Source organism: Streptomyces sp. NPDC028314, from assembly GCF_055565795.1.
On record NZ_JBVHTP010000011.1, the window covers coordinates 192,955 to 216,144 of the forward strand.

Sequence of the window (23,190 nt, forward strand, 5' to 3'; positions counted from 1 at the left end):
ACGGCCGTCATGGGGCGGGGCAGGGTGGGTTGAAGGCGACGGCCGGAAAGTACTGGGCCCATTGGGCTCTGGTGATCCGGGGGTACGCGCTGTCGCAGATGCGGGTGGCGACCCTGTCCAGGGCGGTGTCCCGCAGCCGGATCGTGAAGTCGTTCCCGCCGGTGGCCAGGGTGTTGCCGTCCGGGCTGAATGCCACGGCCGGTACGGGGTTCGAGTGGCCGGTGAGCACGGCGGGAGTGGCCGCGCCGTTCACGTTCCACAGCAGGGCCTTGCTGTCCGCGGCGCCGGCTGCCAGTCTGCGGCCGTCCGCGTCGAAGATCACCGTGTAGAGCCAGGAGCCGGATGCCGGTAGCTGCGCCACCTTCGCCGGGCGGCCGATGTCGCTGACGTCGATCAGCCAGACCGTCTTGTCCGTACGGTGGAAGGCGGCCAGTCTCCGGTTGTCGGGGCTGAACACGCCGCCCGTCAGAGGGTCGGACCGGAACGGGGACGGCCGTTCCCGGGGGATGCGCGGTTCGCTGATGTCCCAGAACCTCAGCGAACCGGACTCGCCGGTGCTCGTCACCAGCGTGCGGCCGTCCGGCCGGAACGAGGCCATCGTGACGGGCGGCCCGCCCTCGGCGATCCGGCTCAGTGGCCGCGGGTTGCCTGGATCGGTCAGGTCCCACAGTCCGGCCGTGGCTTGTGCCCAGACGGCCAGCAGACGGCCGCCCGGGCCGAAGGCGGCGCCGGCGACTTCGCCGCCGCCGGGGCTGATGACCGATGTCAGCCGGGGCTTACGTGGATCCGTCACGTCCCACACGCGGACCGTGCCGTCCTCGCCGGCGGTGACGAGGGTGCGCCCGTCCGGGCTGAACGACACGCACCGGACGAACCTGCTGTGCCCGCGCAGGACCGACAGCGGCCACAGGGCCCGACCGCCGGTGACCTGCCACAGCCGTGCGGTGCCGTCCCAGCTGGCGCTGGCGAGCAGGTGGCCGCCGGGGCCGAACGCCAAGGACGTGACCACGTCGTCATGGGTCGCGAGCGACAGATCCCGCAGGTCCAGGAGCCGGTCGGAGTTGGCGAGCACACGGCCGTCCGGGCTGAACGCGGCTTGGTAGAACCCGCCCTGGATCGTGCTGGTCCGCTTCGGGTTCGCCGGGGCGGCGACGTCCCAGAACAGGGTCGACCCGCCTACGGAGACGAGCGTGCTGCCGTCCGGGCTGAACGCCACCGACCAGACGATCGCGGGATGGCCGGGCAGGACGGCCAGCTGCCGCGCTCGCCCGCTGCCGGCGATGTCCCAGACCCGCGCGGTGCGGTCCCAGCTCCCGGTCGCCACGGTCCGGCCGTCAGAGCTGAAGGCGGCCGAGGTCACGGTTTCGGTGTGGCCGCGCAGGACGTCGAGGAGGAGCGGATTCGCGGGGTCGTTGACATCCCACAGTCTGGTGGTGGTGTCGCCGGTGGTCGCCACCGTGCGGCCGTCCGGGCTGAACGTCACCGAGGTGACCGTTCCGGAGTGACCGGGCAGGGCGGCCAGCAGCCGCGGGTGGCGGGGATCGTTCACGTTCCACAGCCGCGCCGCACCGTCGGTGTGGCCGGTGGCGATGAGGCCGCCCGGCCGGAACGCCACCCACGTCGGCGCGGCCCGCTGGTCCGGCAGAGTGCTCAGCTCGGCGGGCGCGCTCCGGTCCGCCACGTCCCACAGCCGCACCGAGCGTTCGCTCGCCGTGGCCAGGACACGGCCGCCCTCGTCGAAGGCCACCGACACCAGCCGATCCGGCTGACGCACGACGGCCAGCTGTACGGGGTGGTGGGTGTCCGCGATGTCCCACAGCCGGACCGTGCGGTCCCAGCTCGCAGTGGCCAGGACCGTGCTCTTCGGGGCGAAGGAGATCGAGACCACGTCGGAGGTGTGGCCGGTGAGCCGACTCGTGTACGGCGTCGCGAACGTACTCATCAGCTGGTCGCGGACGTCGCCGGTGGCTGCCAGCCGGTAGGCGGCCAGGTTCAGCTGCGCGGCGAGCGAAGGGTTCTGCTGCCGCACCTCGGCCGCGTCCGCGGCCGCCTTCCGCGCAATGGCCACGTTGCGCTGCTGGACGGCGGAGTCGCGCGAGTCGACGGCCAGCCCACCCGCGGTCGCCGCGATGACCACCAGCACGGTGAGCAGCGTGACCAGCTGCCGCAGGCGGACCGTCCGTCGCCTGACCGCCGCGATCTCGCCGGCCTGCGCTTCCCGGCTCGCGTCGAGGAAGCGCCGTTCCTTGGCCGTCAGCCGGCTGCCGTCCGCGGCGGCCAGGTCCAGCGCCGCGGCCAGGCGGGCACCCCGGTACAAGGCGTGCGGGTCGCGGTCCTGCGCCTCCCAGCCGGCGGTCGCGTCGGTGAGCTGCCGGTGCAGGAGCAGCCGGTCCCGGTCTTCGGTCAGCCAGCCGCGCAACCTCGGCCAGCACCGGATGATCGCCTCGTGGGTGATCTCGACGCACCCCTCGTCCAGCGTCACGAGCCGTTGCCGCGCCAGGGATTCGAGGACGTACACGGTGTCGGGGCCCGGGTCCAACTCGTCCCTGGTGATCCGGCGCCTGGTGTCCTCGGTACCGTCGCCCAGCGCGGTCAGCCGGAGGAACAGCGACCTGGCGAGGTCTTGCTGCACCGGCGACAGAGCCCCGTAGGCGGCCTCCGCGGTGTGTGCGAGCGCGTGCTGGATTCCGCCGGCCGCCAGATACCCCTCCAGGGTCAGGCGGTTGCCGCTGCGCCGGCGCCAGGTCTCGACCATCGCGTGCGAAACCAGTGGCAACGCACCCGGCTGACCGGTCGCGTCCGCGACCACCGCCGCCAGCAGCGGACCGGTCACCGTGCAGTCGGCGAGCACGGCCGGCCGGGTGATGGCCTCGCGCAGCTCCTGGCAGCTCATCGGACCGACCGCGATCTGCGCGTCGCGGATCGTCTCGACCAGCCGGGAGTCCTGGACGCAGTGGCCGTAGAAATCGGCGCGCACGCCGAGGACCACCCGGGTCCGGCTGGTCGCCGCCGTGGCTGCCGCGATCAACAGGGCGATGAACGCGTCTCGTTCGTCCCGGTCCCCGCAGAGGGTGAAGACCTCCTCGAACTGGTCGACCACGATCAGCGTGTCGACGTCCGGTGTGCGCTCGACCATGGCCTTGCGGATCCTCAGGTGCAGCGCCATGGGATCGTCCAGCAGCTCGGTCACCAGCGCGCCGGGGGCCTCTCCCGTCGCCGCGGCCAGGTGGATCGCGCACTCCTCCACGGGATGCGGGCCCGGCGTGAACAGCATCACCGGCCACCCCGATGCCCGAGCGCGGGCCACGAGCCCCGCCCGCAGCAACGAGGACTTCCCCGACCCGGACGGCCCGAAGACTGACAGGAAGCGGCGGTCGCGCACCTTCGCGAGCAGCTCGCCGGTCAGCCGCTCGCGCCCGAAGAAGCGGTCGGCGTCTTCCGGCTGGAATGCCGACAGCCCGGCGTACGGCGCGTTCTGCCGGGTGGTTTCCGCGGGCTCATCGCGATGTGCGCTCGCGGCGATCTCGGCGGCGGCCGCATGCCATCGGGCTTCCCAGGCCCGGCGGTCACCCTCGCACGCCTCGACATAGGCGAGCGTGACGGCAAGGCTCGGAAACGCGTGCCCGCCCGCGGCGTCCGACAGTGTCGTGGACGAATAGTGTGCCCTTTTCGCCAGCGACCGATAGGGCGGCCGTCCCGCCGCCTCGCGCAGCTTCCGGAGGTCGGCCGCAAACCGTGTCAGCGGACCGGAGTCCAGGTCGAGCGGGCGTTCGGGGCGTGGCATTGCCTTCCTTCCTGCGTCTTTCCGCAGCCGTGATGGGTGGTGTTTGTCCAGCTTTTGATGTCCGGAATCCTCGTTCCGGCGCCGGACATCAACCGGCGGCTAGACAGGGTCCAGCGCAACCGCGCAACGGCGATGGGAAGGGGAAATCATGAGGTCCGTACGACGACTGATGCTGCTGATGGCGGTCACCGGGCTGCTGGCCGGCCCTGTCTTGACGGGCTCGCCCGCGTACGCGGCGGCACCGCTGCTCAAGTCCAACCTGAACGGAAGGTGCGCCGACATCTTCATGTTCCATCAGGAGAACGGGGCCTCCACCGTGACGTGGGACTGCCACGGCGGCACCAACCAGCAGTGGTACTGGGACGGTGAGCGGATCCGTTCCAGCATGAACGGGAAGTGCCTGGAGATCTACGGCCCCCATCTGGGTGACCAGGGCTCGGTGAGCATGTGGGACTGCAACGGCGGTCTCCACCAGAAGTGGTACCGCAACGGGAGCGAGATCCGTAACCGGGTGAACGGAAAGTGCCTGGACATCCTGGCCGGCCGACCTGACAACGGCCAGCTCCTGGTGAGCTGGAGCTGTAACGGCGCGCGGAGCCAGAGCTGGGACTTCTGAACGCCTGCCCGGCCCGGCACACAGCGTGCCGGGCCGGGCGGGGCCGGGCCGGGCCGGCGGGGCCGGCGCCCGGGGAAAGGACTGCAGGCGGTGGTGCCGGCGGTGGTGCCGGCGGACGAGTTCGCCGTGGGAGCATCTCGGCATGCGCCTGATAGCCGACGGGACGACTCCCGTCTCGAAGTCAGTACTGGTCGACGTCCTGAAGACGGACGACGGATACGTCTTCGAGCTTGTCGACCCGCTCTTGCTGTCCGCGGGTGATCGGATCAGCATCGACGCCGCCGAACTCGTCATCGCACGGGCTGACGGAGCACGGCTGACACGCGCCGGTCACTGGTCCACCCGATGCTGACCCGGAGCTGAGCCGGAGTGAAGTTCGGCCTTCCCGGGGCGGAGATGGTTGAGCCGCCTCCGGATGTCCTCCACCTGCTTGCGGTGGCCGGCGTTGGTGGCCAGGCCCTCGGCGAGGGCGATCGCCTCGGCGAAGGGGTAGCGGTCGTTGGGCAGATCCCTCGCGAACCCGAGGTCTCCAGCGATCCCGTAGACGGCGTCGTGGATCCCCCCGATGACCGCGACCCGGGTGCTTGCACGTCCGACCAGGCTGACCACCCGGTCGAATTGTCCGGCAACCGCGTACAGGGCGGCCAGCGTGCGCAGCGCGTTCTGGGTCGGCGTGGACGGGTCGATCGCCGCCGCGACCCGCTCGCGCAGACCGTCGAAATCGTCGGTGTCGAGGCTGTAGTCGAGGAGCGCCCAGCGTGCACCGTCGGCCGGGGCGACCCGGTGGTAGCCGCGACCGTGCTCAGGGGAGGCCAGCTCGCTGATGAGGGTGTCGAGGATCGGCGTGACGTCGGTGTGCCTGAGCCTGTGGATGTTGCGGACCAAGCGCATGGCGGCGTGACGAACGGCCAGTTCTTCCTCTCCGAGGCCGTCGAAGAGCGCGAGCAGGCATGGCACCGACAGGGGGAGGCGAAGATCGATGCGGTGGACCTCCGACGGCGCCACCTGCCGCAGGCGTCGAACAAGGTCCGCATCGTCGCTGCGGCACGCGTGGATCAGCAGGGCCTGGGTGGTGTACTGGCGGTTTTCCCCGCGCAGATGCGCGGGCTCGGTCGGCTCGTTGATGAATGCCTGCCGGTCGCCGAGCAGGGCGACCAGCTTGTCGGTGTCATCGGGGGCGATCGCCGCTCCGGCGTGCGCCGCCCTGGCGACGCCGCGCGCCTGGTCGCGCACATAAAGCGCGCTCGGGCCGCCACAGCCCTCGAGCAGCAACTCATCGGCGAACACGCATTCGGAAGTGGGCGGGGAGCTGGTCACTTCCCGACCCTATGGCATGGGAACCAAGCCGACCGTCCTCGTGGCCTTCGGCCACCGGCGCCGCACTAGCAGGCCGGGGACGAGCCCTTCTGGCCCTTGAGGTCGCGGTTGTACAGCCACCCGGTGGCGTTCGTGCCGTCCACGCGCACGAACGTCCACTGGTTGCCGTACGAGTTGACGGTGTAGCACTGGTACCAGAGCTTGGTTCCGTCCTTGACCAGGCTGCCCTGCGCGCACTGCTGGTACGGCGCGGCCAGCAAGTGGTGGTCGCCGGAGATGTAGCCGTAGGTGCCCGGCGCCGGGTCCCGGTGGGTCCAGCCGGCGCAGCCCGTCGGTACGGGGCTGGGCTTGGCCGGGGCTGGCGAGGAGCCCTTCGGGGAGGGCGATGACGTGCCGGCCTTCTTCGAGGCGCTCGCGGACGGCTTCGCCGTAGGTCCGGAGCTGGTGCCGGTGCCGGAGCCGGAGGGATGCGGTGTCGGGGTCTGCGCGCCCGGCTGCCCGCCGGCGGCCGGGGAGCCGCCGGGCGCCGGAGTCGGAGCCACCGCAGCCGCTCGCGTCCGGTCGCCGTCGCCGTCGCCGCCCGAGGCCACGGCGTAGGTGACGCCGCCGGCGGCGAGTACGGCGACGACCGCTACGGCCATCGCGGCACGGCTGCGGCGCCGCGCCCGATCCACGGCCGCCGAGCCGGCCGGGTCGACAGTGAACGGCTGACCGGGAAGGGGGCCCTGCGCGAGGCCGTGTGACGGGAATCCGGGCTGCGGGGTGGGGGCGTAGGGCTGCGGAAACGATACGCCGCCGACGTCGAAACCGGCCGGGGGCGGGGGCCCGAAGCCGGGTGCGGGAGCGGGCGCGGACACGGGCTGCGCGGTGGGGGTCGGCGGGACCGCGGCGGGCGCCGCCGCGGGGGCCGCGCCGCCGCCCGCCGCCACCTGCTCCAGCATCGCGCGGGCCTGGCCGGCGGTGGGCCGGTGCTCCGGCTCCTTCGCCATCAGGGCCCGCAGCACGGGGGTGAGCGGCCCCGCCTGCCGAGGCTCGGGCAGCGGCTCGCCGACGATCGCGGCCAGCGTGGACCACACCGAGGTACGGCGGAACGGCGAGACGCCCTCGACCGCCGCGTACAGGGTCATCCCGAGCGACCATATGTCGGAGGCCGGTCCGGGTTCCCTGCCCTGCGCGCGCTCCGGCGGCAGGTAGTCGAGCGAGCCGACCAGCTCACCGCTGCGGGTCAGCTTCGCCATGGCCTCGTCGTCGGAGGTCTCGATGGTGGCGATGCCGAAGTCCGTGAGCACGACCCGGCCGCCGCGCTCCAGCAGCACGTTGCCCGGCTTCACGTCGCGGTGCAGGACGCCCGCGCGGTGCGCGGCGTCGAGCGCGTCCATCAGCTTGGCGCCGATCGCGGCGGCCTCGTACGGGTCGAGCGCGCCGCGCTGCGTCACCACCTCGTCGAGCGAGGGCCCGTCGACGAGTTCCATGACGATGACGGGCAGACCCTGCTCGTGCGTCACGTCGTGCACGGTGACGACGCCGCCGTGCCGGATGCGGGCGGCGGCCTGGGCCTCACGCTCCATCCGGGTGCGCAGGTCGGCCAGTTGGGCGTCACTGGCGTCGGTGAAGGCCCGCAGGACCTTGACGGCGACCTCGCGGGCGAGCAGCTCGTCGACGGCGCGCGCGACCACGCCCATGCCGCCGCGGCCGACCACGGAGACCACACGGTAGCGCCCCCCGAGCACCTTTCCGATCAGGTCCCCGTCGTTCGCTTCCCCCGCTTGACCCGCTGGCACCATGCGCTCCGTTCCACGACCGGTCGTCCGTCTCGACTCTCTGACGAGGCACAAGCGTAGATGCATGATCCGCACAGGCCGACCGCGCGCCTGCCGCCTCCCCTGCGGCGCACGGCAGATGCGCCACCGCTCCCTCGCGGCCCGAACCGCCGACCCGGCCGGGGCGTGCAAAGAGATCCCCTGCCGTAGGTTCCCGGACATGAATACGAACACACGGCCCGAGGCGATTGAGCTGATCCGCCTGGCCGACCCTGGCCAGAGCGTCAGCGTCCGTATGCGTTCGACCGAGCCGACCCGCGAAAGCCCGGGCGTCCGGTACTACGACGCGGAGGCCGTGGTGACCAGCGGCTTCGTGAACGGAACGGTCTACCTTGGGTTCGACTCCGAGGACCTCGCAGACTGGGGCCGGCTTCTGGACGCAATCGAGGAAGTCGAGCAGGAGGCCAACCTCGACGAGCCGTTCACGGCGGACTGGCCCCAATCAGGCCGCACGGCCTACCTCCGATTCATTGCCGAAGACCCCTACGTGGTCGAAGTCCATGACGGGACCAGCACCCAGATCGTCGTCTCGGTGCCGCTCGACATGGGCGAAAAGTGGATAGCCGAGTCCAGGGAGCGTCTGATGGCGGCCCGAGCCGCTCTCGGCGTTGACACAGAGGCTCACCTTGGCGCACGTCCCTGACCGCGAGCCGCCCTAATGGCGGTCCCGGCACGCGCGAGGGCCTCGAAGCGTACTTCCGGCACTGCCGGGAACAGTGGGACACCGCCGGGCCGCTCCGCGCTTTCGGCATCCGGGTAGGCGCCGACGAGGCACTCGCGGGGACGATCGACCTGCGGTGCGCAGGAGAGGGCTTGGCCCCCGGCCAGGTAAATGTCGCCTACGGCCTCCATCCGTCATGGAGGGGGCGTGGCCTGGCTACCCGCGCGGTCCTGTTGGCGTCCCAGTACGCGGCCGGTGAGGGCGGGGAGGAGGCGGTGATCCGGGTGGAGCCGGAAAATCCCGCCGCCGCAGTCGCGCGACGGGCAGGCTTCGCCCCCAGCAAGCAGTCGCACAGCAAGGACGGTTCACGGTTCGACTGGTACGTTCGGGACCTGCGCGTCGCTCCCCAGTGACGACCAGCAGTTGCGGGGACAACCCTCAGCCTGCCGTCCTGGAAGGCGAGTTCGGCAGCATCGGCCATGTCGTTGCCGGCGGGGTGTTCTGGGCGGAGAGCTCCGAGCCGGCCAATTACAGCAGCTTCCTGATTCCCAGCTACGATCTGCCGCGATTCCGACCGGACCGGCCGCTGCCCTCCGAGCCGGCCACCATCTACACCTGTACACGCAACCCTGTCCGGTGACCAGCCTTGTGGCAGGTCCCGCCCCGCGGTCCGCGAACTCCTCGACCTCCTCAACGAACCACAGCCGTACCGGCCCTGACCCCCGGCGGCCGCCGGCCGAACCCAAGGCTCCGAGCGGATCGGCCCCTGCCGCCGGGCCCGCTTGAACGCCTCCGAGCGAGGACCGCTATCCGGCAGCACAGCCGTCATATCGCTGGCTCCGTAAACGCGGCACCCGCCATGGCGTCGCCCGCCGGGACGTGGGGTCGTCCGGGCGGCCCGGCTCAGACGCCCGCGGAGACCTCGGCCCTCGCGTCGGACCCCGTGCCCTTCGCCTCGGCCGCCGCCAGCCTCCTGTTGCGCCGGACCGAGGAGATGAAGGACCAGGCGATCAGGATGACGCCGACGAGGCCCGTGATGACCTCGTGGATCTCGTACTGGATGGTGACGAGCAGGATCACGGCGAGGGCGCCGATGGCGTAGTGCGCGCCGTGCTCCAGGTACACGTAGTCGTCGAGGGTGCCCTGGCGGACCAGGTAGACCGTGAGCGAGCGGACGTACATCGCGCCGATGCCGAGGCCGAGCGACATCAGGACGATGTCGTTGGTGATCGCGAAGGAGGCGATGACTCCGTCGAAGGAGAAGGACGCGTCCAGGACCTCCAGGTAGAGGAACAGGAAGAACGCGGCCTTGCCGGCCATCACGACCGCCGGGACCTTCGTGCCGCTCCTCCTGGCCGCTTCCTCAGCCTGAGCCTCGGCCTCGGCCTCGTGCTCGCGCTCTTCCTCTTCCTCGAGCTTGTTCTCGAAGTAGCCGGAGAGGCCGCCGACGACCAGGTAGGTGATCAAGCCCGCGATGCCGGCGATCAGGACGGTCTCCGCCTTGTCCGCGTGGATGCCGCCGTACTGGTGAGCGTTGGTGGCGAAGGTCATCGCGGAGACGAGCAGCACGATGAGCGCGATGCAGGCAGAGAGCATGTCGATCTTGCCGAGCTTGGCCAGCGGGCGCTCCAGCCACGCAAGCCACTTGAAGTCGCGGTCCTCGAAGATGAAGTCAAGGAAGATCATCAGGAGGAACATGCCGCCGAAGGCGGCGATCGACGGGTGGGCGTCGGTCACCAGCTGCTGGTACTTGTCCTTGTCGTCCAGCGCGAGCTGTACCGCTTCGATCGGACCGATCGTGGCGCTGACGGCGACGATCACGACGGGGAAGACCAGGCGCATGCCGACGACCGCGATCAGGACACCGATGGTGAGGAAGATCTTCTGCCAGAAGGCACTCATCTTCTTCAGGATCCCGGCGTTGACCACGGCGTTGTCGAAGGACACCGAGATTTCGAGGATGGACAGGATCGCCACGATCCCGAAGCCGGCCCACCCCCCGTATAACACCGCCGCGATCAGGCCGAGCGCGGTGACCGCGAACGACCAGCCGAACGTTTTCAGAACCACTGGCTACCCAATCGTCGTGTACGGGGCTCCCCCGCGCCGTACATGGCTTTACGAACCGTTGACCCAAGACCAGGTGAGTCTGTCGCCCAAGCCCGCCCTGCGCATCGGGGATCACCCTGGCCTGGCCCTGGTCGGACCCTGACCTCACATCAGGGATCCGGAGGAAACGGCGGCCCGGGAGCACTCCTGGCCGACCTCACCCCTTCGAAGCCCGCCTGGAACACCTCACCCGCTACCCGCCCATCGCCGACCGCAAGGTGTGCGGCGCGTGCTCCATGACTCCGTTCACCGGGCGGCAGACCCTGGAGGCGGGCGACGGGCCCAAGGCGGCCCGCGAGGTGAGGGGCTTCGGGGACTCGGGGCCCATCACCTCAGGGTCATGACCGCCCAGGCCCGGCGAGGCGTTCCGTGGGCCCGGCGAAGGCGAGGAACAGGGTCCGCGCGGTGAGCAGCCAGGTGTCGTCCACCCTGCGGAACGTATCCTCGTAGTGCCCCACCTGAACCGGGGGCCGGGGCGGTACGAGGCCTTCGGTGTAGCCGTCGACACGGTACGTGGTGAAGTAGGTGGTGGCGGAGGCCGTGTCCGCAGAGTCCACAGTGACCAGGATGTTGGTGCATATACGGCGTGACAGCCGGTCTGCGGGCCGGTCGCCGAAGTAGGTGCGCAGAGCGTCGTGGCCCGCGATGCGGCGATCGCCGGCGGGCCATTCCCAGATCCCGTCCCGAGTGAACAGGTCCGCCACCGAACCGGGGTCCCCGAGGTCGAGCCGGTGGACGAACTCGACGATCAGCCGCTCACAGGCCCGCTCGGCGAGCAGACGCTCCATCGGGTCCAGAGTTTCAGCATTCATGATCAACTCATATCAGGTCACGCATGGATGGGATGCGTGAGCCTCACCCGAACCACGCGCCGGCTCCCGGGCTCAGGTTCTCCGAAGCCGTGCCCGTCCCGTCCGTGCCCGTCCCGTCCGTGCCCGTCCCGTCCGTGCCCGTCCCGTCCGTGGGCCCCTCCCGTGCTGGCCGCGCTCGCGGGCGGCGGCCAGGCCAGCCGCTGGGGTGGTGGCGTCCAGCGGCTCTCGTGCAACGAGGTGAAGCCGATTCTGCTCGCGAGGTTCGCCGTCCTCGTCGGCCGGCTGCTCGGCGCCGCACACCCGGGCCGGCCGCTGGTGGAGGGGCGGGCGGCCCGGGTATACCGGCCCGGCGTCAGGCGGGCGCGTTGCGCGACTCGGTGGTGCGGGGTCCGTGAGCCCGTCTCAGTTGCCGATGCCGGAGCTGCCGATGCCTGAGTTGCCGATGCCGTGGCTGCCGATGCCCGTGTTGCCGAAGCCCGCGTTGCCCAGACCCCAGTTGGCGATGCCGGCATTGCCGACACCGTCGTTGAAAGCGCCCGCGTTCCCGATGCCGTCGTTGAGCACGCCCGAGTTCCCGACGCCGTCGTTGAGCGCGCCCGAGTTCCCGATGCCCGAGTTCCCGAAGCCTGAGCTGCCCACGCCGTCGGCGCTGGCCGCGCCGGCGCCGCAGATGGCCAGCGCTGCCGCGGCGCCCAGCGCGGTCGCCACACGGAGAAGAGTTGTGCGCATCGTTGCCTACCTCCTATTTCGGTGATCTTGGCTCGCTATCCCTAGCACACAGTCATACCGTATATGGGGATAAAACGCCTGAATCTTCCATGTCGCCCAGGGGCCTCATCCGACTGCCTGCACGTCACACGTCAGCGGCTCCCGACGCGTGCTCATCGCGGAGGCGGCTGTGCCCGGTGCGCCAGCAGACCGTGTTCAATCCCGCCGGGATTTCATGTACGAACTTGACGCGCGCTCACCAGTCACGTCCGGTCCTCGCCCCAGATGCTCACCGAGCGCCAGGGCGAACAGCTACCGCAGTGGCTCGACGCCGTCCGGCGACCACCTGGCGGCGCGCCGACCTCCCCAGCCTCCACACCCTCGCCCCAGGCATCTGGCAAGTTGACCACCACCAGCCATAGGGTGACGGGGACGAGAGAAGAAGCACCATGGATCCCCGCATACCCCGCCTGCGTCGCAAGCTGGCCGCGGCCCCGTTCCAACCGCTGCGCAGCCACTCCTTCGGGGAAGAGCAACACAAGTTCTTCCTCGGTCCGAAGCTCGCGGAAGCACGCGCCGCTGCGTTTGACTCATGCCGCTGGAGCGGTGTTCCCTGCTCGTCATGAATCCGCGTGGAGAACCAGGGACACCCCGCGGCTTCGACGACGCAGGAGCCACGGCCACGGACGCGATCGGCCCTGGAACTCACCTCACCTCGGCTTCGCGCCCATCCGAACCGCCATCGCACGGCTCCGAGGATCTGACTCTTCGTAACAGGCACACGGAATGTGAGCCAGAACCAGAACCGGGAACGGGAGGCCTGTCCGCCGATGCGTCGAGAGGCGGCTGCCAGCTGGACTGTGGCCGACGGCTGACACGGTGAGCGGTCCGGCCCGCATGCCGAAACTTGGCGTGCGCACCGGCCCTGGACGTGTGTCAGGAACCGATCTTCCCGCGCACGCCCCGGAGGGCGTCCTGGAGGCTGTCCGCGCTGTGGTCGTGCCCGGTGAACCCCTCGTCGGGGCCCGGGTCCACGCTCCAGCCCCACCCGGTCGCGTCTTCGCCGTCGATCACCGCGGCGTGCCCCGCGACGGCGATGGTGATCGATGTGTTGCCGCCGGGGAAGACCTGCACATCGGTTCGCGCGGCGTCCCCGAGGACGCGGCGCACGGCGTCGCGCGCGGTCCGTTCGTCGGTCGTGCCGCTTCGCTCCGGGACGGTCAGGACGACGGTGCGGCCGTCGGGGTCGGTCAGCGTGTGCCGCCCGGCCGCACGCTCCCCGCGTGCCGGTGCCGTCAGTCCGAGGCGCAGGTAGCCGGTCTCCGGCCGGCGCGTGGCCGGGTACAGCTCCAGGACGCCTCCGTCGGCGAGGGTCACGGCGTAGTGGTCCGGACCGTTGCCGTGCCGCTCGGGAACGGGGTCGAGGCCGAGGCCGGCGTAGAAGTCGCGGCACGCCTCCAGTCGGGTCGTGTAGATGACGAGCAGGTCGATGGTCATGACGCACCACCCGTCCCGTGCACGGGAGGGGCGGGGGCGGTGCTTCGCCCGTAGCGCAGGGAGGCGTAGCCCTGGACGTCTACGGCGATCCCCGCTTCCACCGTCCAGATGGTCGGGGCGGCGGTGTTGGGGTGCCGAACGTTGGATTCGAGCATCCGTGTCCTCCCGTGGGTCGGGTGGCCCCGTCCCGGTTCAGATCCCAGCGTGGCAGCTCACGCTCGGCGCCACGGTGTTCGTACTGCGACGACGGGGAAGGGGGCGACGAGTCCGGGTGAGACCGGCTCAGGCCGCGGCGGGCACCGGGGCCGGGGCCGGGTCCGCGGCGGGCACCGGCATGGCTTCCAGGCGCTTGATCATGCGGCGCAGGACCAGCAGGGGGACGGCGCCGAAGACCCCGAAGGACATGTCGATGAGCGACCACCCGAAGGGGATGCCGCGGATCGGGCCGCAGACGAGGGCCAGCGGGACGACGCCGGCGCAGGCGATCATTCCGGCGTCGACGATCCAGATGTTGCGGACGGGGTCGCGGTGGACCCCGTAGAAGAAGACGGCGATGACGAGGTGGGCGAAGGCGAGCCAGTCGGTGCCGTACAGCAGGAAGGGGTAGGCGGCGTCGGCCTGTTCCAGTCCGTCGCCCACGCGCCGGAGCCAGTCGTGGTCCACCAGCGCGTTGGCCCAGCGGAGTTCGCTGACGAGGGGGAAGGCGGTGAGCCCGCTGAGCACGAGGCATACGAGGAACAGGACCAGCCAGGCACGGATACGCCTCTGAAGGGCGCTTCTCTCGCTCATGGAAGGAAGCCTACCCATCTTTCTGAACACGTTCAGCCAAAATGCTGAACGTGTTCAGTTCTGTGGCCGGACCGTGATCACAGCCCGACGACGGCGTTCCAGCGCCTGGCAAGCGAGCGAGCGAGCAAGCGGCGCTCGCTCGGCGAAGGAGATATCCCGCGCCACGACGACCCCTCAGCCGCCTGCGGGCAGCGTCACATCCGAAAACCGGCTACCAGCCGTGTCCCTCCTCCCCCCTCCCCTCCGCCCGGCCTCAGGTACCGCTCGGCTGGACCATCTTCCGGCCGGCGCCGCTTCCGCCGTCCACGGCGATCGACGCACCCGTCATATACGGGAAGTCGTCCGACGCCAGCCCGATCACCGCGCGCGCGATCTCCTCGGCTTCGGCCATCCGTTCGAGACCGTCGACGTTGAGCGGCCCCCACGCCTGCTTGTACCTCACCCAATCCGCGTCCGGGATACCCGGCGGGCGGACGAAGGGCGTGTCGGTGGTGCCGGGCAGCAGGGCGTTGATCCTGACTCCCTTGGGTCCGTACGCGAGCGCCGCGGACTTCACGATGCCCTGCACCGCCCGCTTGCTCGCGGTGTACGCGGCGCTGTTCGGCCGCGCCTGTTCGGCCGCCGACGACGAGGTGCAGATGATGACGCCGCGTTGCGCCCTGAGCATGTGCGGAATCTCGTACTTGATCGCGAGGAACACTCCTCGGGCGTTGGTGGTCTGGACGTCATCCCACTCCTCGACGCTCATCTCATGGGGCAGTTTGCCCCCGCCGATGCCGGCGTTGTTGAAGGCCACGTCGATTCCGCCGTAGCGGGTCGCGACCCGGTCCACGAAGCCCCGTACCTGGGCCTCCGCGCGGACGTCCGCCTCGACGTACATGGCTTCGCCGCCCGCGTCCCGGATCTCCCGTTCCACCTGGCGCCCCAACTCGACTCGTCTGCCGCAGAACCCGACATGGGCTCCCTCCCTGGCGAACGCCTTCGCCGCCGCCCTGCCGATGCCGGACGTGGCACCAGTGATGAGCACCGACTTGCCCTGGAAGCGTCCGGCGTCGGTGCGGGACCTCGACCGGGCGTCGGCCGCGTGGGCGGTGGTGCCGAAGGCCGCACTCCCCAGACCCCAAGCGGCCGCACCGCCGAGGAGGGAGCGCCGCCCCATGGCGGCGGATTCTGCGTTCGCGTCGGCACTCGTGTCCGTATGCGCATCGGTATCCATGACGATCACCCTCGCCGCCCTTCCGGGGTTCCCGGCTCCCTCCACGAGCCGGACATGGCGACCGGTGGGAGGAGGCGGCCTCCTTCCACGGCAGGACCCCGGGCGGACGCGCGGCCGCCTATCGTGGGCGTGTGAACCGACCTTGGATCGAGCCTGCGTTCGACAGGAGATTCGCCGGCGTACGGATCCTGGCGCTCGCCGGCGTACTGGTCGGCTACCTCCTTCTGCTCCAGCGGCCGTCCGGGCCACGAGACTGGAGTTTTGCCGCAGCCGGGCTCGTGCTGTGCCTGGCCGCGGGGAAGTGGGTGTTCGGCGCGCTCCTGGCGCAGTCGGTCCTGCTCGTCACCGCACACGCGTGGGGCGCGAGCACCGTTTCCTCGTTGAAGGTGCTGGCCGCCGTCACCCTCTTCGAGCTGGCGGTACAGCGGTCCGGACGACGGCTCGCCACCGGGGCGACGGCACTGGCGCTCGCCGTCGCGGTGAACCGTTTCGAGGACCTGCCCGGCGAACTCCTTTCGCTGCTGTACAAGCTGGGCATCGTCGCAGGCATACCCCTGCTCTTGGGTTCGTACGTGCGCGTGACCCGCGACGCCGCGGTGCACGCCCGGCAACACGCGGAGCAGCAGGAGCTGCGCGCCGATCAGAAGCTGCTGGCCGCCCGGGCGGCGGAGCGCGCCACCATCGCGCGCGAGTTGCACGACCTCGTGGCCCACCACGTCTCCTCCATGGTGCTGCGCGTCGGTGTCGCCAGACACGTCACCGCCGCCACCGGCACAACGGACCCGCGGATCACCGACGTCCTCGACGACCTGCACGCCAGCGCCGGCGCGGCACTGACCGATCTGCGGCGCCTGGTGGCCGTACTGCGTGCCCCGGACCGGACCGGTCCCGACACGAGCTCCCTGGTCGCGCCCGGGGCACTGCCGGCGGCCTTGGAGTCGGTGGTGGAACACAGCCGCCAGACAGGACTGGCCGTGACCGCTTCCGTGGATCCCCGTGTCGCGCGGCTCGACGCCGTACGTGGCCTCGCGGTCCTCCGCCTGGCCCAGGAGGGCCTGGCCAACGCAGCCAAGCACGGCGGGCCCGGCGCCCACGCCGAGCTGGCCGTGCGGGTGGCCGATGACGCCGTCCACGTGACGATCCACGACGACGGCGCCGGAAGGGCCCGGCCACCGGCCCCTGGCCCTTCCGGACACGGCTTGATCGGCATGCGGGAACGCGTGGACCTGCTCGGCGGCCGGCTGGATGCGGGCCCCGCAGCCCAGGGCTGGCGCCTTGCGGCCGAACTGCCCTCCCTCGTAACCGACATGGAGCCACGGCCGTGATCCGCATCCTCGTCGTCGACGACCAGCAGCTCGTCCGCATGGGACTGCGCATGCTCTTCGAGCAGGCGCCGGACATCGAGATCGTGGGCGAGGCGGACAACGGAGCGGAGGCGGTACGGCTGGCTGAACGCCTGACTCCCGATGTCGTCCTCATGGACTTGAGAATGCCCGGCATGGACGGCACGACGGCCACCCGCCGTATCCTGGCCGCGCGCCCCGCCACCCGGATCGTCGCCCTCACCACCTTCGACGACGACGACCACCTGTATCCGGTGCTCGCGGCCGGAGCCTGCGGTTTCCTCGTCAAGGACACCCCACCGGCCGAACTCCTGGAGGCGGTACGCCGGGCCGCCAACGGAGAGGCCCCCTTCAGCCGGGACGTCCTCGACCGACTCGTCGCCCAAGCGCTCCACACCCGTTCCTCCTCGGACACCCCCGCGAACATCGCGGTGCCGGCCATCACGCGGCGCGAGCGCGAAGTACTGGGACTGCTCGGCGTGGGCCTGTCCAACAAGGAGATCGCCGATCGGCTGCATCTCGGGGTCACCACGGTGAAGACGCACGTGGCGAGCCTCATGGCGAAGACGGGCCGGGACAACCGCATCCGTCTCGCCGTTCTCGCTACCCTCACCGGCATCACTCCGGACTGACCCGCCCCTGCCCCGCGCTTCGGCTACGACCAAGTGATCCTGCGCGACCAGATCGCCGACGCCGGCGAGTTCGACATCGTGGTCGACATGGTCGGCGGCCCGACCCGCCGCACCAGCCTGGACCGTCTCGCTCCGATGGGACGGCTGGTGGTGATGGGCGACGTCAGGACCTGCGCCGCGTGGTGGTTGTCGGCTTCAGCCGCGGGCTCGGCCCTGGATGTCGTCGGCGGGCCTGCGCCGCGCGGCCGGGGGTGCATGAGGACGGCGAGCGGCAAGGCCGTACGCTGCGGACGGCAAGACTGGGGGCTGCTGATGCGGCGTAGCCGTCCGCTGCACGGGGCGGCCCAGTTCGTATCAGGTGCTCGACGAATGACCAGGAGGTTGACCGGTGATCACTCTGACCGCAGTCGCAGGGGTGGCCCTGGTCGAACTGGGCATGGCCCTGACTCCGGGACCGAACATGATTCACCTCGCCTCTCGCGCGATCACCCAAGGTCGTAGGGCGGGCCTGGTCAGCCTCAGTGGGACCGCCGTGGGATTCGTGTGCTACCTGCTGGCGGCGGCTGCGGGCCTGTCGGCGTTGTTCGCCGCCGTGCCGATGGCGTTCCTGGTGGTCAAGCTTGCTGGGGCCGCCTATCTGGCCTACCTCGCCTGGGGCATGCTCAAGCCCGGCGGCCGCTCGCCCTTCGCCCCGGCCCAGGACCTGCCTCCCGTCTCCGACGCCCGCCTGTTCTCGATGGGGCTGCTGACGAACCTGCTCAACCCCAAGATCGCTCTCATGTATGCCGCCCTCCTGCCCCAGTTCTTGGACCCACAGGCAGGCCCGGCCTGGGGGCAACTGCTCCAGCTCGGCGGGGTGCAGATCATCGTGGGGATCTCGGTGAACGCTCTGATCATGTTGGGCGCAGCGCGGGTGTCGGGGTTTCTGGCCGCCCGTCCGCGTGCCATGACTGCCCAGCGGATCACGGCCGGTGGCCTGCTCGGCGTCTTCGCGCTGCGCACCGCGCTGTCCCGTACCCCTGTCTCCGCCTGAACCAGGCCCGCGCCCCGCGGATCCCGCCCCCGAGCTCGCCGCCCGCCCGCCTGCCCGCCCACTACGTCGCCTTCGTCGCCCTGCAGTCGACGGCACTGTGGCACGGGTGGAGGGCATCGTGCGCAAAGCGTGCTCAACGGCCTGCCCGCGCCGCGACCATGAAGCGGAGATGCGCCCCTACTGCGGCGCTGGTTCGGTGAGGGTGGCGAGACCTGAGCACAGCAGCTGTACGGGGCGCGGGTGAACTTGTCGTCCTCGGTGAAGGCCGAGGCGGCGGCCACGGTCAGGGGGAACCGGGCGTGCAGCGCTGCGGCCACCACGGCACCGACCCCCGCACCTTCGCGGGCAGTTCGGGCGCCACCTCCTTCCTCCTCGCCCGTCCGGCTGCGCTCCGCCCTCGTCCGGCCTGCCGGAACACCACCCGCCCGGCCTGAGCTCCGGATTCCGACTGCGGCGACCAGTCGGCGCGGTGCGGGGAGGCCGGGCCACGCCTGAGTCAGCCCGTGCTTTGCCGGTCCTGGATGTCACAGTCGGTGTAGACCGTGGGCCTGGTCATCAGCGCCCCAAGCTCCCGGGCCAGCTCGCTGGTTTCGGGCGAGTTGCTGTTGGCCATGGCCGCCTCGTGTGACTCGAACTCCACCACGGCGAGATAGCGGTTGGGGTTGGCCCGGTCCTTGAGCAGGGTGCGGGCGGCGGGCGCACCGGTCCGTCCCTGCGAACGCTCCTCGTAGGTGCGCAGAAGGGCGCGCACCTCGTCGATACGCTCGGTCTCGAAATCGACGATCTGGGCAAACTTCATGATCCGGTTCCCTCTGGAGCTTTGACAGGCCCGCGGGTGGGCCCTCCTGCCCTCAGCAAACACCGCCGTGCGCGGCACCCCCGGCCCACACGCCCGCCCGCGCGGCGATTCCACGAGCTTGGCGGGTAGGCGCAGGCAGTGGCCGGGCTGGATCTGCCCGGGCACTTCGGCTCGTGGAAAGGCACCCCAGGCACGACGCGGCCGCGGCAAGAACATGATCGCCCCCTACTTGGCGCTGTTCACGGCCCGTCCGGGACACCGAGCGGCACGGTTAGCCGGGGCTGCCAGCCTTCCTCCGTCAGCACCACCAGCTGGACCGCCGCCGCACGGGCGCGCAACGGCAGCAGGCTGTCGATCGCGGCGCGGACATGGGCGGCAGCTGTCGGGTCGTCCGCACCCATCGCGACCGTGACATGCGCGGCGGGCCGCGCCCCGAACCGGCCGCTGTACGGGCGCAGCCCGGGCCACTGGGCGTGGAACGCGTCGACGATCGGTTGGAGCCCCGGAACGGTGACGGCGACGAAGCCGGGCGCCGTCACGACCTCCTCCAAGAGCAGCTCAGCTGCCGGTGAACTCGCCGCCAGGGAACACACGAGCTCCTCGTCCTGACCTGTCAGCGCCGGTTCCGGCACGAACGGGTAGAGGAGCGAGACGTGCGCCGGCACCCCACGACGCACCAGAGCGGGGTCGATACGCCACGCCGCGTCGAGGAGCGGGGCGGCATCGGGCAGGACGATGACGACGGCAGTGGTCCCTGGCTCTGGCACGCCGTCATCATCGCAGGCCAGTCCGCTACCGCGTGACCGCCCACCGCCCACCGCCCGGCGCCCACCGCCCACCGCCCACCGCCCACCGGCCGGCGTGACTGCCTTCGGTCAGGGCGTGGTTCTGGTGTCGTCGAGCCGTACGAGGCGTGCCACGTTCTCCCGGTCCTCGGGCTCGGTGCTCGCCTCGGCGGCGAACCAGGCGTCGAGGATCTCTACGAGGAGCGGTTCCGAGGTCAGGCGCAGGCTGAGGGCGAGTACGTTGGCGTCGTTCCAGCGGCGCGCACCGTCCGCGGTGTAGGCGTCGGTGCACAGGGCCGCGCGTACGCCGGGCACCTTGTTCGCGGCGATCGACGCGCCCGTACCCGTCCAGCAGCACACGACGGCCTGGTCGGCGTTCCCGGCGGCGACCTCGCGGGCCGCCGCCTGCGAGCAGGCGGCCCACTGCGGATCGTCGCCGGGGTTCAGCGCCCCGTACGCCACCACGTGGTGTCCGCGGTCGCGCAGTTGCCCGAGGAGGGCGCGTGCCACGGGTTCGTCCATGTCCGAGGAAACGCAGATCCGCATGCCCCGAGACTAACCGGCCGTGGAACGGACGGCCGCCGCAAGTCGCGTCGCGCAATGAGCGCCTCGGCCTTCGCAGCGGTACCCGCTTCGCCAGGCGCACCGGCGCCCCATCGCCCGGCCGGGGGTCCACCGGCGGGGGAGCCAGTAGTCAGGAGCCTGTGCGGCATCAACGGCCCACCACCGACTGCTCCGGCTACCGGGCCCAGGCCTGGCCGAGTGCGGCGAGCGCGGCACGGCTGTGGGGACCCGAGGGAAGCACGAGTTTTGAGCATGTTCAAATAGGGGTGTGGCCGCAGGGCCGGACATCCAACCTCTGGGGAGAGGTCTGTGAACATGAGTGCTGGAGCTGTGATGATCAGGGGGAGGGGCGGACGGTGGCTCGTTGCCGCACTGGCGGCTTCTGCGGTGCTCATTTCAGGGTGTGCGGTCTCGGTCGATCCCGACGAGCTGCCCGGCGTGTACCGCAACGACAAGACGGGCGGCGAGATCCTGCTCGGGTCCGACGGGTCGTTTTCTGCTACTGATGTGTCGACAGACGGGGCCTCCGATCCCGCCGACTTCCACGGCCGATGGGAGTTCATCGACCGCGACGAGTCCGATGACTTCGTCTACCTGACGGTCAAAGACGGTGGACTCGGCAAGATCGCCGGCATCCAGCTCTACACGCGCTGGCGAGGGACGTTGGAGTTCAGTGAGCCGGACGAGCCGCCGTCCCTGGTGCTCAAGAGGGTTGCCGCGCCCGCCCAGTCCGGCAAGGGGCTACGCCGCGCGCCTTGACTGCGAAGCGTTCGACGACCCTCTGGGGGGCTGGGCATGAGCCTCCACGGCCGGCAGGGGGCTCAGACGCACTCGGACCTCGGGTTCGACGGAGTGAAGTCCGACGCACCGACGGCGTTGACCGCCCGCACCTGGAAGCACTGCTTGCCCAGCGGCAGGCCGGTCCAGACGAACGACGTGGTGTCCTTCGTGACGCCCTTGGCCTGTCGGAGGGTGCTGTTGAAGATCTCGAAGTGCGTCTCGTCGGTCGCGGGGTCCGACCACTCCAGATTCACGCGGGTGGGGTCGGCGGGGTCTCTCGTGGCGACTACGTTCGTCGGCTCGGCCGGCCTGCCGATGCCGATCCCCTTGCCGCCCTCGTGCTCCAGGTCGAAGTTCACGCGGGCGTAGTCGTCGGAGCCGACCTCACCGTTCTTGACGGACATCTGAAAGCCGTTCAGGCTCTCGCCCGGTTTGAACCCCTGCTCAATCAACCGGGTCGACCCGTCCAGGTCGTTGGAGAGGCAGTCCGAACCCTCGAAGATCCTCAGCGAAGGGTTGACCACGACCATCTCATCGGACCTCAGGTGGACTTGAACACTGACCTCACCCCGGGTCTCGCCACCTACGCACGCCGATGCCGTCAACGTCTGGTCCGGTCTGTCGTGACTCAATCTGACCAACCTGTTGAACGGCGTACTTCTCGTGGTTCTGCCCGACCCCAGACTGGGCGCATCCGAAACGGTCAGGGTCCCGGCCATGGTGATCGTGTGCGTGCTGGCAGCAGCGGCGGGGGGAGCCGTCCACACGCACAACACGGTCACCGGCGCGATCGCCGTCAAGGCCGCAGCACGTCGCAACCTCATCGCCACACCTCGCAATCGCCGCATCCGGCTCGTGGGAGATGCCTTCATCGTCCCGCCACCCCACCATCCCGGCCACCGGGGGCCTTTTCCCGGGCGTACCCGTCACTGCCCGGTTCCGTTGGTGAAGGACGCTTGGGAGGCGGTCGGTGGTGCGAACAGTGTCTGGACAGTCTCGGCGGCCATTTCTCGCAGCCAAGTGTGGGCGCGGTCGTCGTCGTAGCGCTGGTGCCACAGCAGGTAGAGGGGAACGTCGGGCAGCTGGAGCGGCAGCGGCAGCGTGACCAGGCCGAGCTGGTCCCGGGCCGCGCGGGTGACCGCGTCCGGGAGGGTGACAACCAGGTCGGTGCCGAGGGCGAGTTGCAGGGCGAAGGCGGCGGTGGGCCCGGCGGCGACGACACGGCGTTCGGTGCCGCGTGTGGTCAGGACGTCATCGATCTGGTCGCGCAGGCGTCCGCGCCGCGAGACGGTGAGGTGTTCGGCCGCCGCGTAACGCTCGAGGGTCAGCGGGCCTTCGACGAGCGGGTGGCTTGGACGAACGGCGACGACCAACCGGTCCCTGCCGACGAGGCGGTGGCGGATGTCGGGGAGCGTCGGAGCGCTGGCGCTCGATTCGAGGTCGACCTCACCCCGGCGCAGCTCGGGGGTGTCCGTGCCGGGTTCGGCGGGAAGGCGCAGCTGGACGCCGGGGGCCTGTCGATGGACCGCGGTGATCAGGGTGGTGCCGCAAGCGGCGGCCAGGGCGTCGTGCCAGCGGACGGTGAACACCCTTTCCAGAGCCGCCAGGTCGAGTTCCTGCTGCGCGGACAGAAGTCGGTGGGCCTGCTGTACGAGGGCGTGGACCTGGGCGCGCATGGCCAGCGCGCGGGTGGTGGGCACCATGGTGCGGCCGGTGCGAACCAGGATCTGGTCACCGGTGGCCTTGCGGATGCGGCCCAGGGAGCGGCTCATCGCCGGCGCGGTCACGTGCAGGCGGGCTGCCGCACCGGCGACACTGCCCTCTTCCAGCAGAGCGTCCAGCGCTGTAAGCAGGTTCAGATCCAGTTGCATGAGAGTAACTCTACGAGTGAAAAGCATGCACTTGTTGTTAATCAGCCGAGACCC

At 70.5% G+C, this 23,190-nt stretch carries 24 protein-coding genes; 9 read left to right on the top strand and 15 right to left on the bottom strand.

Going from position 1 to position 23,190, the window contains the following annotated elements; genetic code table 11:
• Positions 1-7 precede the first annotated feature (7 nt).
• Positions 8-3,784, bottom strand: a complete 3,777-nt coding sequence (locus ACZ4TG_RS25125) for an nSTAND1 domain-containing NTPase (protein WP_468166521.1) — start codon at positions 3,782-3,784, stop codon at positions 8-10.
• Positions 3,785-3,932: 148 nt separating this feature from the next.
• Between ACZ4TG_RS25125 and ACZ4TG_RS25130 the strand changes: the two genes are divergently transcribed.
• Together ACZ4TG_RS25130 and ACZ4TG_RS25135 are read left to right on the top strand one after the other, a co-directional pair.
• The gene (locus ACZ4TG_RS25130; RefSeq protein WP_468166523.1) at positions 3,933-4,400 is read left to right on the top strand and encodes an RICIN domain-containing protein; all 468 of its coding nucleotides are present in this window, start codon (positions 3,933-3,935) and stop codon (positions 4,398-4,400) included.
• 142 nt (positions 4,401-4,542) lie between these two features.
• Complete coding sequence (locus ACZ4TG_RS25135) at positions 4,543-4,752, top strand: hypothetical protein (RefSeq protein ID WP_468166525.1); 210 nt, start codon at positions 4,543-4,545, stop codon at positions 4,750-4,752.
• Here the strand turns inward: ACZ4TG_RS25135 and ACZ4TG_RS25140 are convergent.
• Together ACZ4TG_RS25140 and ACZ4TG_RS25145 are read right to left on the bottom strand one after the other, a co-directional pair.
• Positions 4,731-5,717 carry a hypothetical protein gene (locus tag ACZ4TG_RS25140; RefSeq protein WP_468166527.1) on the bottom strand — a complete coding sequence of 329 codons (987 nt, stop codon included), beginning with the start codon at positions 5,715-5,717 and terminating at the stop codon, positions 4,731-4,733. The genes ACZ4TG_RS25135 and ACZ4TG_RS25140 overlap by 22 nt on opposite strands.
• A 65-nt stretch (positions 5,718-5,782) precedes the next feature.
• Positions 5,783-7,501: a serine/threonine-protein kinase gene (locus tag ACZ4TG_RS25145; protein ID WP_468166529.1), complete on the bottom strand. Its 1,719-nt coding sequence runs from the start codon at positions 7,499-7,501 to the stop codon at positions 5,783-5,785.
• Positions 7,502-7,697: 196 nt separating this feature from the next.
• Between ACZ4TG_RS25145 and ACZ4TG_RS25150 the strand changes: the two genes are divergently transcribed.
• From ACZ4TG_RS25150 to ACZ4TG_RS25160, 3 genes are read left to right on the top strand one after another with little or no spacing between them, the layout of a single operon-like run.
• Positions 7,698-8,180, top strand: coding sequence for a DUF5959 family protein (locus ACZ4TG_RS25150; protein ID WP_468166531.1), 483 nt, complete (start codon positions 7,698-7,700; stop codon positions 8,178-8,180).
• A complete protein-coding gene (locus tag ACZ4TG_RS25155) occupies positions 8,177-8,611 on the top strand; it encodes a GNAT family N-acetyltransferase (RefSeq protein WP_468166830.1) in 435 nt (144 codons plus the stop codon). The genes ACZ4TG_RS25150 and ACZ4TG_RS25155 overlap by 4 nt, the downstream gene beginning before the upstream one ends.
• The gene (locus tag ACZ4TG_RS25160; protein WP_468166533.1) at positions 8,608-8,838 is read left to right on the top strand and encodes a hypothetical protein; all 231 of its coding nucleotides are present in this window, start codon (positions 8,608-8,610) and stop codon (positions 8,836-8,838) included. The genes ACZ4TG_RS25155 and ACZ4TG_RS25160 overlap by 4 nt, the downstream gene beginning before the upstream one ends.
• Positions 8,839-9,101: 263 nt before the next feature.
• Here ACZ4TG_RS25160 and ACZ4TG_RS25165 read toward each other — a convergent pair whose 3' ends face one another.
• The 7 genes from ACZ4TG_RS25165 to ACZ4TG_RS25195 all read right to left on the bottom strand — a co-directional run bounded on the left by ACZ4TG_RS25165 (position 9,102) and on the right by ACZ4TG_RS25195 (position 15,329).
• Positions 9,102-10,268 carry a DUF475 domain-containing protein gene (locus tag ACZ4TG_RS25165; RefSeq protein WP_468166535.1) on the bottom strand — a complete coding sequence of 389 codons (1,167 nt, stop codon included), beginning with the start codon at positions 10,266-10,268 and terminating at the stop codon, positions 9,102-9,104.
• Between the two features lie 377 nt (positions 10,269-10,645).
• Positions 10,646-11,119, bottom strand: coding sequence for a nuclear transport factor 2 family protein (locus ACZ4TG_RS25170; protein ID WP_468166537.1), 474 nt, complete (start codon positions 11,117-11,119; stop codon positions 10,646-10,648).
• Positions 11,120-11,521: 402 nt separating this feature from the next.
• Positions 11,522-11,827 carry a hypothetical protein gene (locus ACZ4TG_RS25175; protein WP_468166539.1) on the bottom strand — a complete coding sequence of 102 codons (306 nt, stop codon included), beginning with the start codon at positions 11,825-11,827 and terminating at the stop codon, positions 11,522-11,524.
• 936 nt (positions 11,828-12,763) lie between these two features.
• Positions 12,764-13,324, bottom strand: a complete 561-nt coding sequence (locus ACZ4TG_RS25180; RefSeq protein WP_468166541.1) for a VOC family protein — start codon at positions 13,322-13,324, stop codon at positions 12,764-12,766.
• Positions 13,321-13,479 (bottom strand): hypothetical protein, encoded by a 159-nt coding sequence (locus tag ACZ4TG_RS25185; protein ID WP_468166543.1) that lies wholly within the window; start codon positions 13,477-13,479, stop codon positions 13,321-13,323. The genes ACZ4TG_RS25180 and ACZ4TG_RS25185 overlap by 4 nt, the downstream gene beginning before the upstream one ends.
• Before the next feature lie 127 nt (positions 13,480-13,606).
• Positions 13,607-14,113, bottom strand: coding sequence for a hypothetical protein (locus ACZ4TG_RS25190; protein WP_468166545.1), 507 nt, complete (start codon positions 14,111-14,113; stop codon positions 13,607-13,609).
• A 253-nt stretch (positions 14,114-14,366) separates the two neighbouring features.
• Positions 14,367-15,329, bottom strand: coding sequence for an SDR family NAD(P)-dependent oxidoreductase (locus tag ACZ4TG_RS25195; protein ID WP_468166547.1), 963 nt, complete (start codon positions 15,327-15,329; stop codon positions 14,367-14,369).
• Positions 15,330-15,460: 131 nt separating this feature from the next.
• On the opposite strand from ACZ4TG_RS25195, the gene ACZ4TG_RS25200 reads away from it, so the two are divergent.
• The 3 genes from ACZ4TG_RS25200 to ACZ4TG_RS25210 all read left to right on the top strand — a co-directional run bounded on the left by ACZ4TG_RS25200 (position 15,461) and on the right by ACZ4TG_RS25210 (position 18,337).
• Positions 15,461-16,654: a sensor histidine kinase gene (locus tag ACZ4TG_RS25200; RefSeq protein ID WP_468166549.1), complete on the top strand. Its 1,194-nt coding sequence runs from the start codon at positions 15,461-15,463 to the stop codon at positions 16,652-16,654.
• Positions 16,651-17,304 (top strand): response regulator transcription factor, encoded by a 654-nt coding sequence (locus tag ACZ4TG_RS25205; RefSeq protein ID WP_468166551.1) that lies wholly within the window; start codon positions 16,651-16,653, stop codon positions 17,302-17,304. Before ACZ4TG_RS25200 ends, ACZ4TG_RS25205 begins: the two co-directional genes overlap by 4 nt.
• 388 nt (positions 17,305-17,692) lie before the next feature.
• Positions 17,693-18,337 carry a LysE family translocator gene (locus ACZ4TG_RS25210; RefSeq protein ID WP_468166553.1) on the top strand — a complete coding sequence of 215 codons (645 nt, stop codon included), beginning with the start codon at positions 17,693-17,695 and terminating at the stop codon, positions 18,335-18,337.
• A 496-nt stretch (positions 18,338-18,833) separates the two neighbouring features.
• Here ACZ4TG_RS25210 and ACZ4TG_RS25215 read toward each other — a convergent pair whose 3' ends face one another.
• From ACZ4TG_RS25215 to ACZ4TG_RS25225, 3 genes are all read right to left on the bottom strand, one after another.
• Positions 18,834-19,136, bottom strand: a complete 303-nt coding sequence (locus ACZ4TG_RS25215) for a putative quinol monooxygenase (RefSeq protein ID WP_468166555.1) — start codon at positions 19,134-19,136, stop codon at positions 18,834-18,836.
• A gap of 239 nt (positions 19,137-19,375) precedes the next feature.
• The gene (locus ACZ4TG_RS25220; RefSeq protein WP_468166557.1) at positions 19,376-19,903 is read right to left on the bottom strand and encodes a 2'-5' RNA ligase family protein; all 528 of its coding nucleotides are present in this window, start codon (positions 19,901-19,903) and stop codon (positions 19,376-19,378) included.
• A gap of 108 nt (positions 19,904-20,011) precedes the next feature.
• Positions 20,012-20,467 (bottom strand): RpiB/LacA/LacB family sugar-phosphate isomerase, encoded by a 456-nt coding sequence (locus ACZ4TG_RS25225; protein WP_468166559.1) that lies wholly within the window; start codon positions 20,465-20,467, stop codon positions 20,012-20,014.
• A 333-nt stretch (positions 20,468-20,800) separates the two neighbouring features.
• Between ACZ4TG_RS25225 and ACZ4TG_RS25230 the strand changes: the two genes are divergently transcribed.
• Positions 20,801-21,244, top strand: coding sequence for a hypothetical protein (locus ACZ4TG_RS25230; RefSeq protein WP_468166831.1), 444 nt, complete (start codon positions 20,801-20,803; stop codon positions 21,242-21,244).
• Positions 21,245-21,306: 62 nt separating this feature from the next.
• On the opposite strand, the gene ACZ4TG_RS25235 is transcribed toward ACZ4TG_RS25230, so the two are convergent.
• Positions 21,307-21,789 carry a fibronectin type III domain-containing protein gene (locus ACZ4TG_RS25235; RefSeq protein ID WP_468166561.1) on the bottom strand — a complete coding sequence of 161 codons (483 nt, stop codon included), beginning with the start codon at positions 21,787-21,789 and terminating at the stop codon, positions 21,307-21,309.
• Between the two features lie 402 nt (positions 21,790-22,191).
• A complete protein-coding gene (locus ACZ4TG_RS25240; protein WP_468166563.1) occupies positions 22,192-23,136 on the bottom strand; it encodes a LysR family transcriptional regulator in 945 nt (314 codons plus the stop codon).
• Positions 23,137-23,190: the final 54 nt, after the last annotated feature.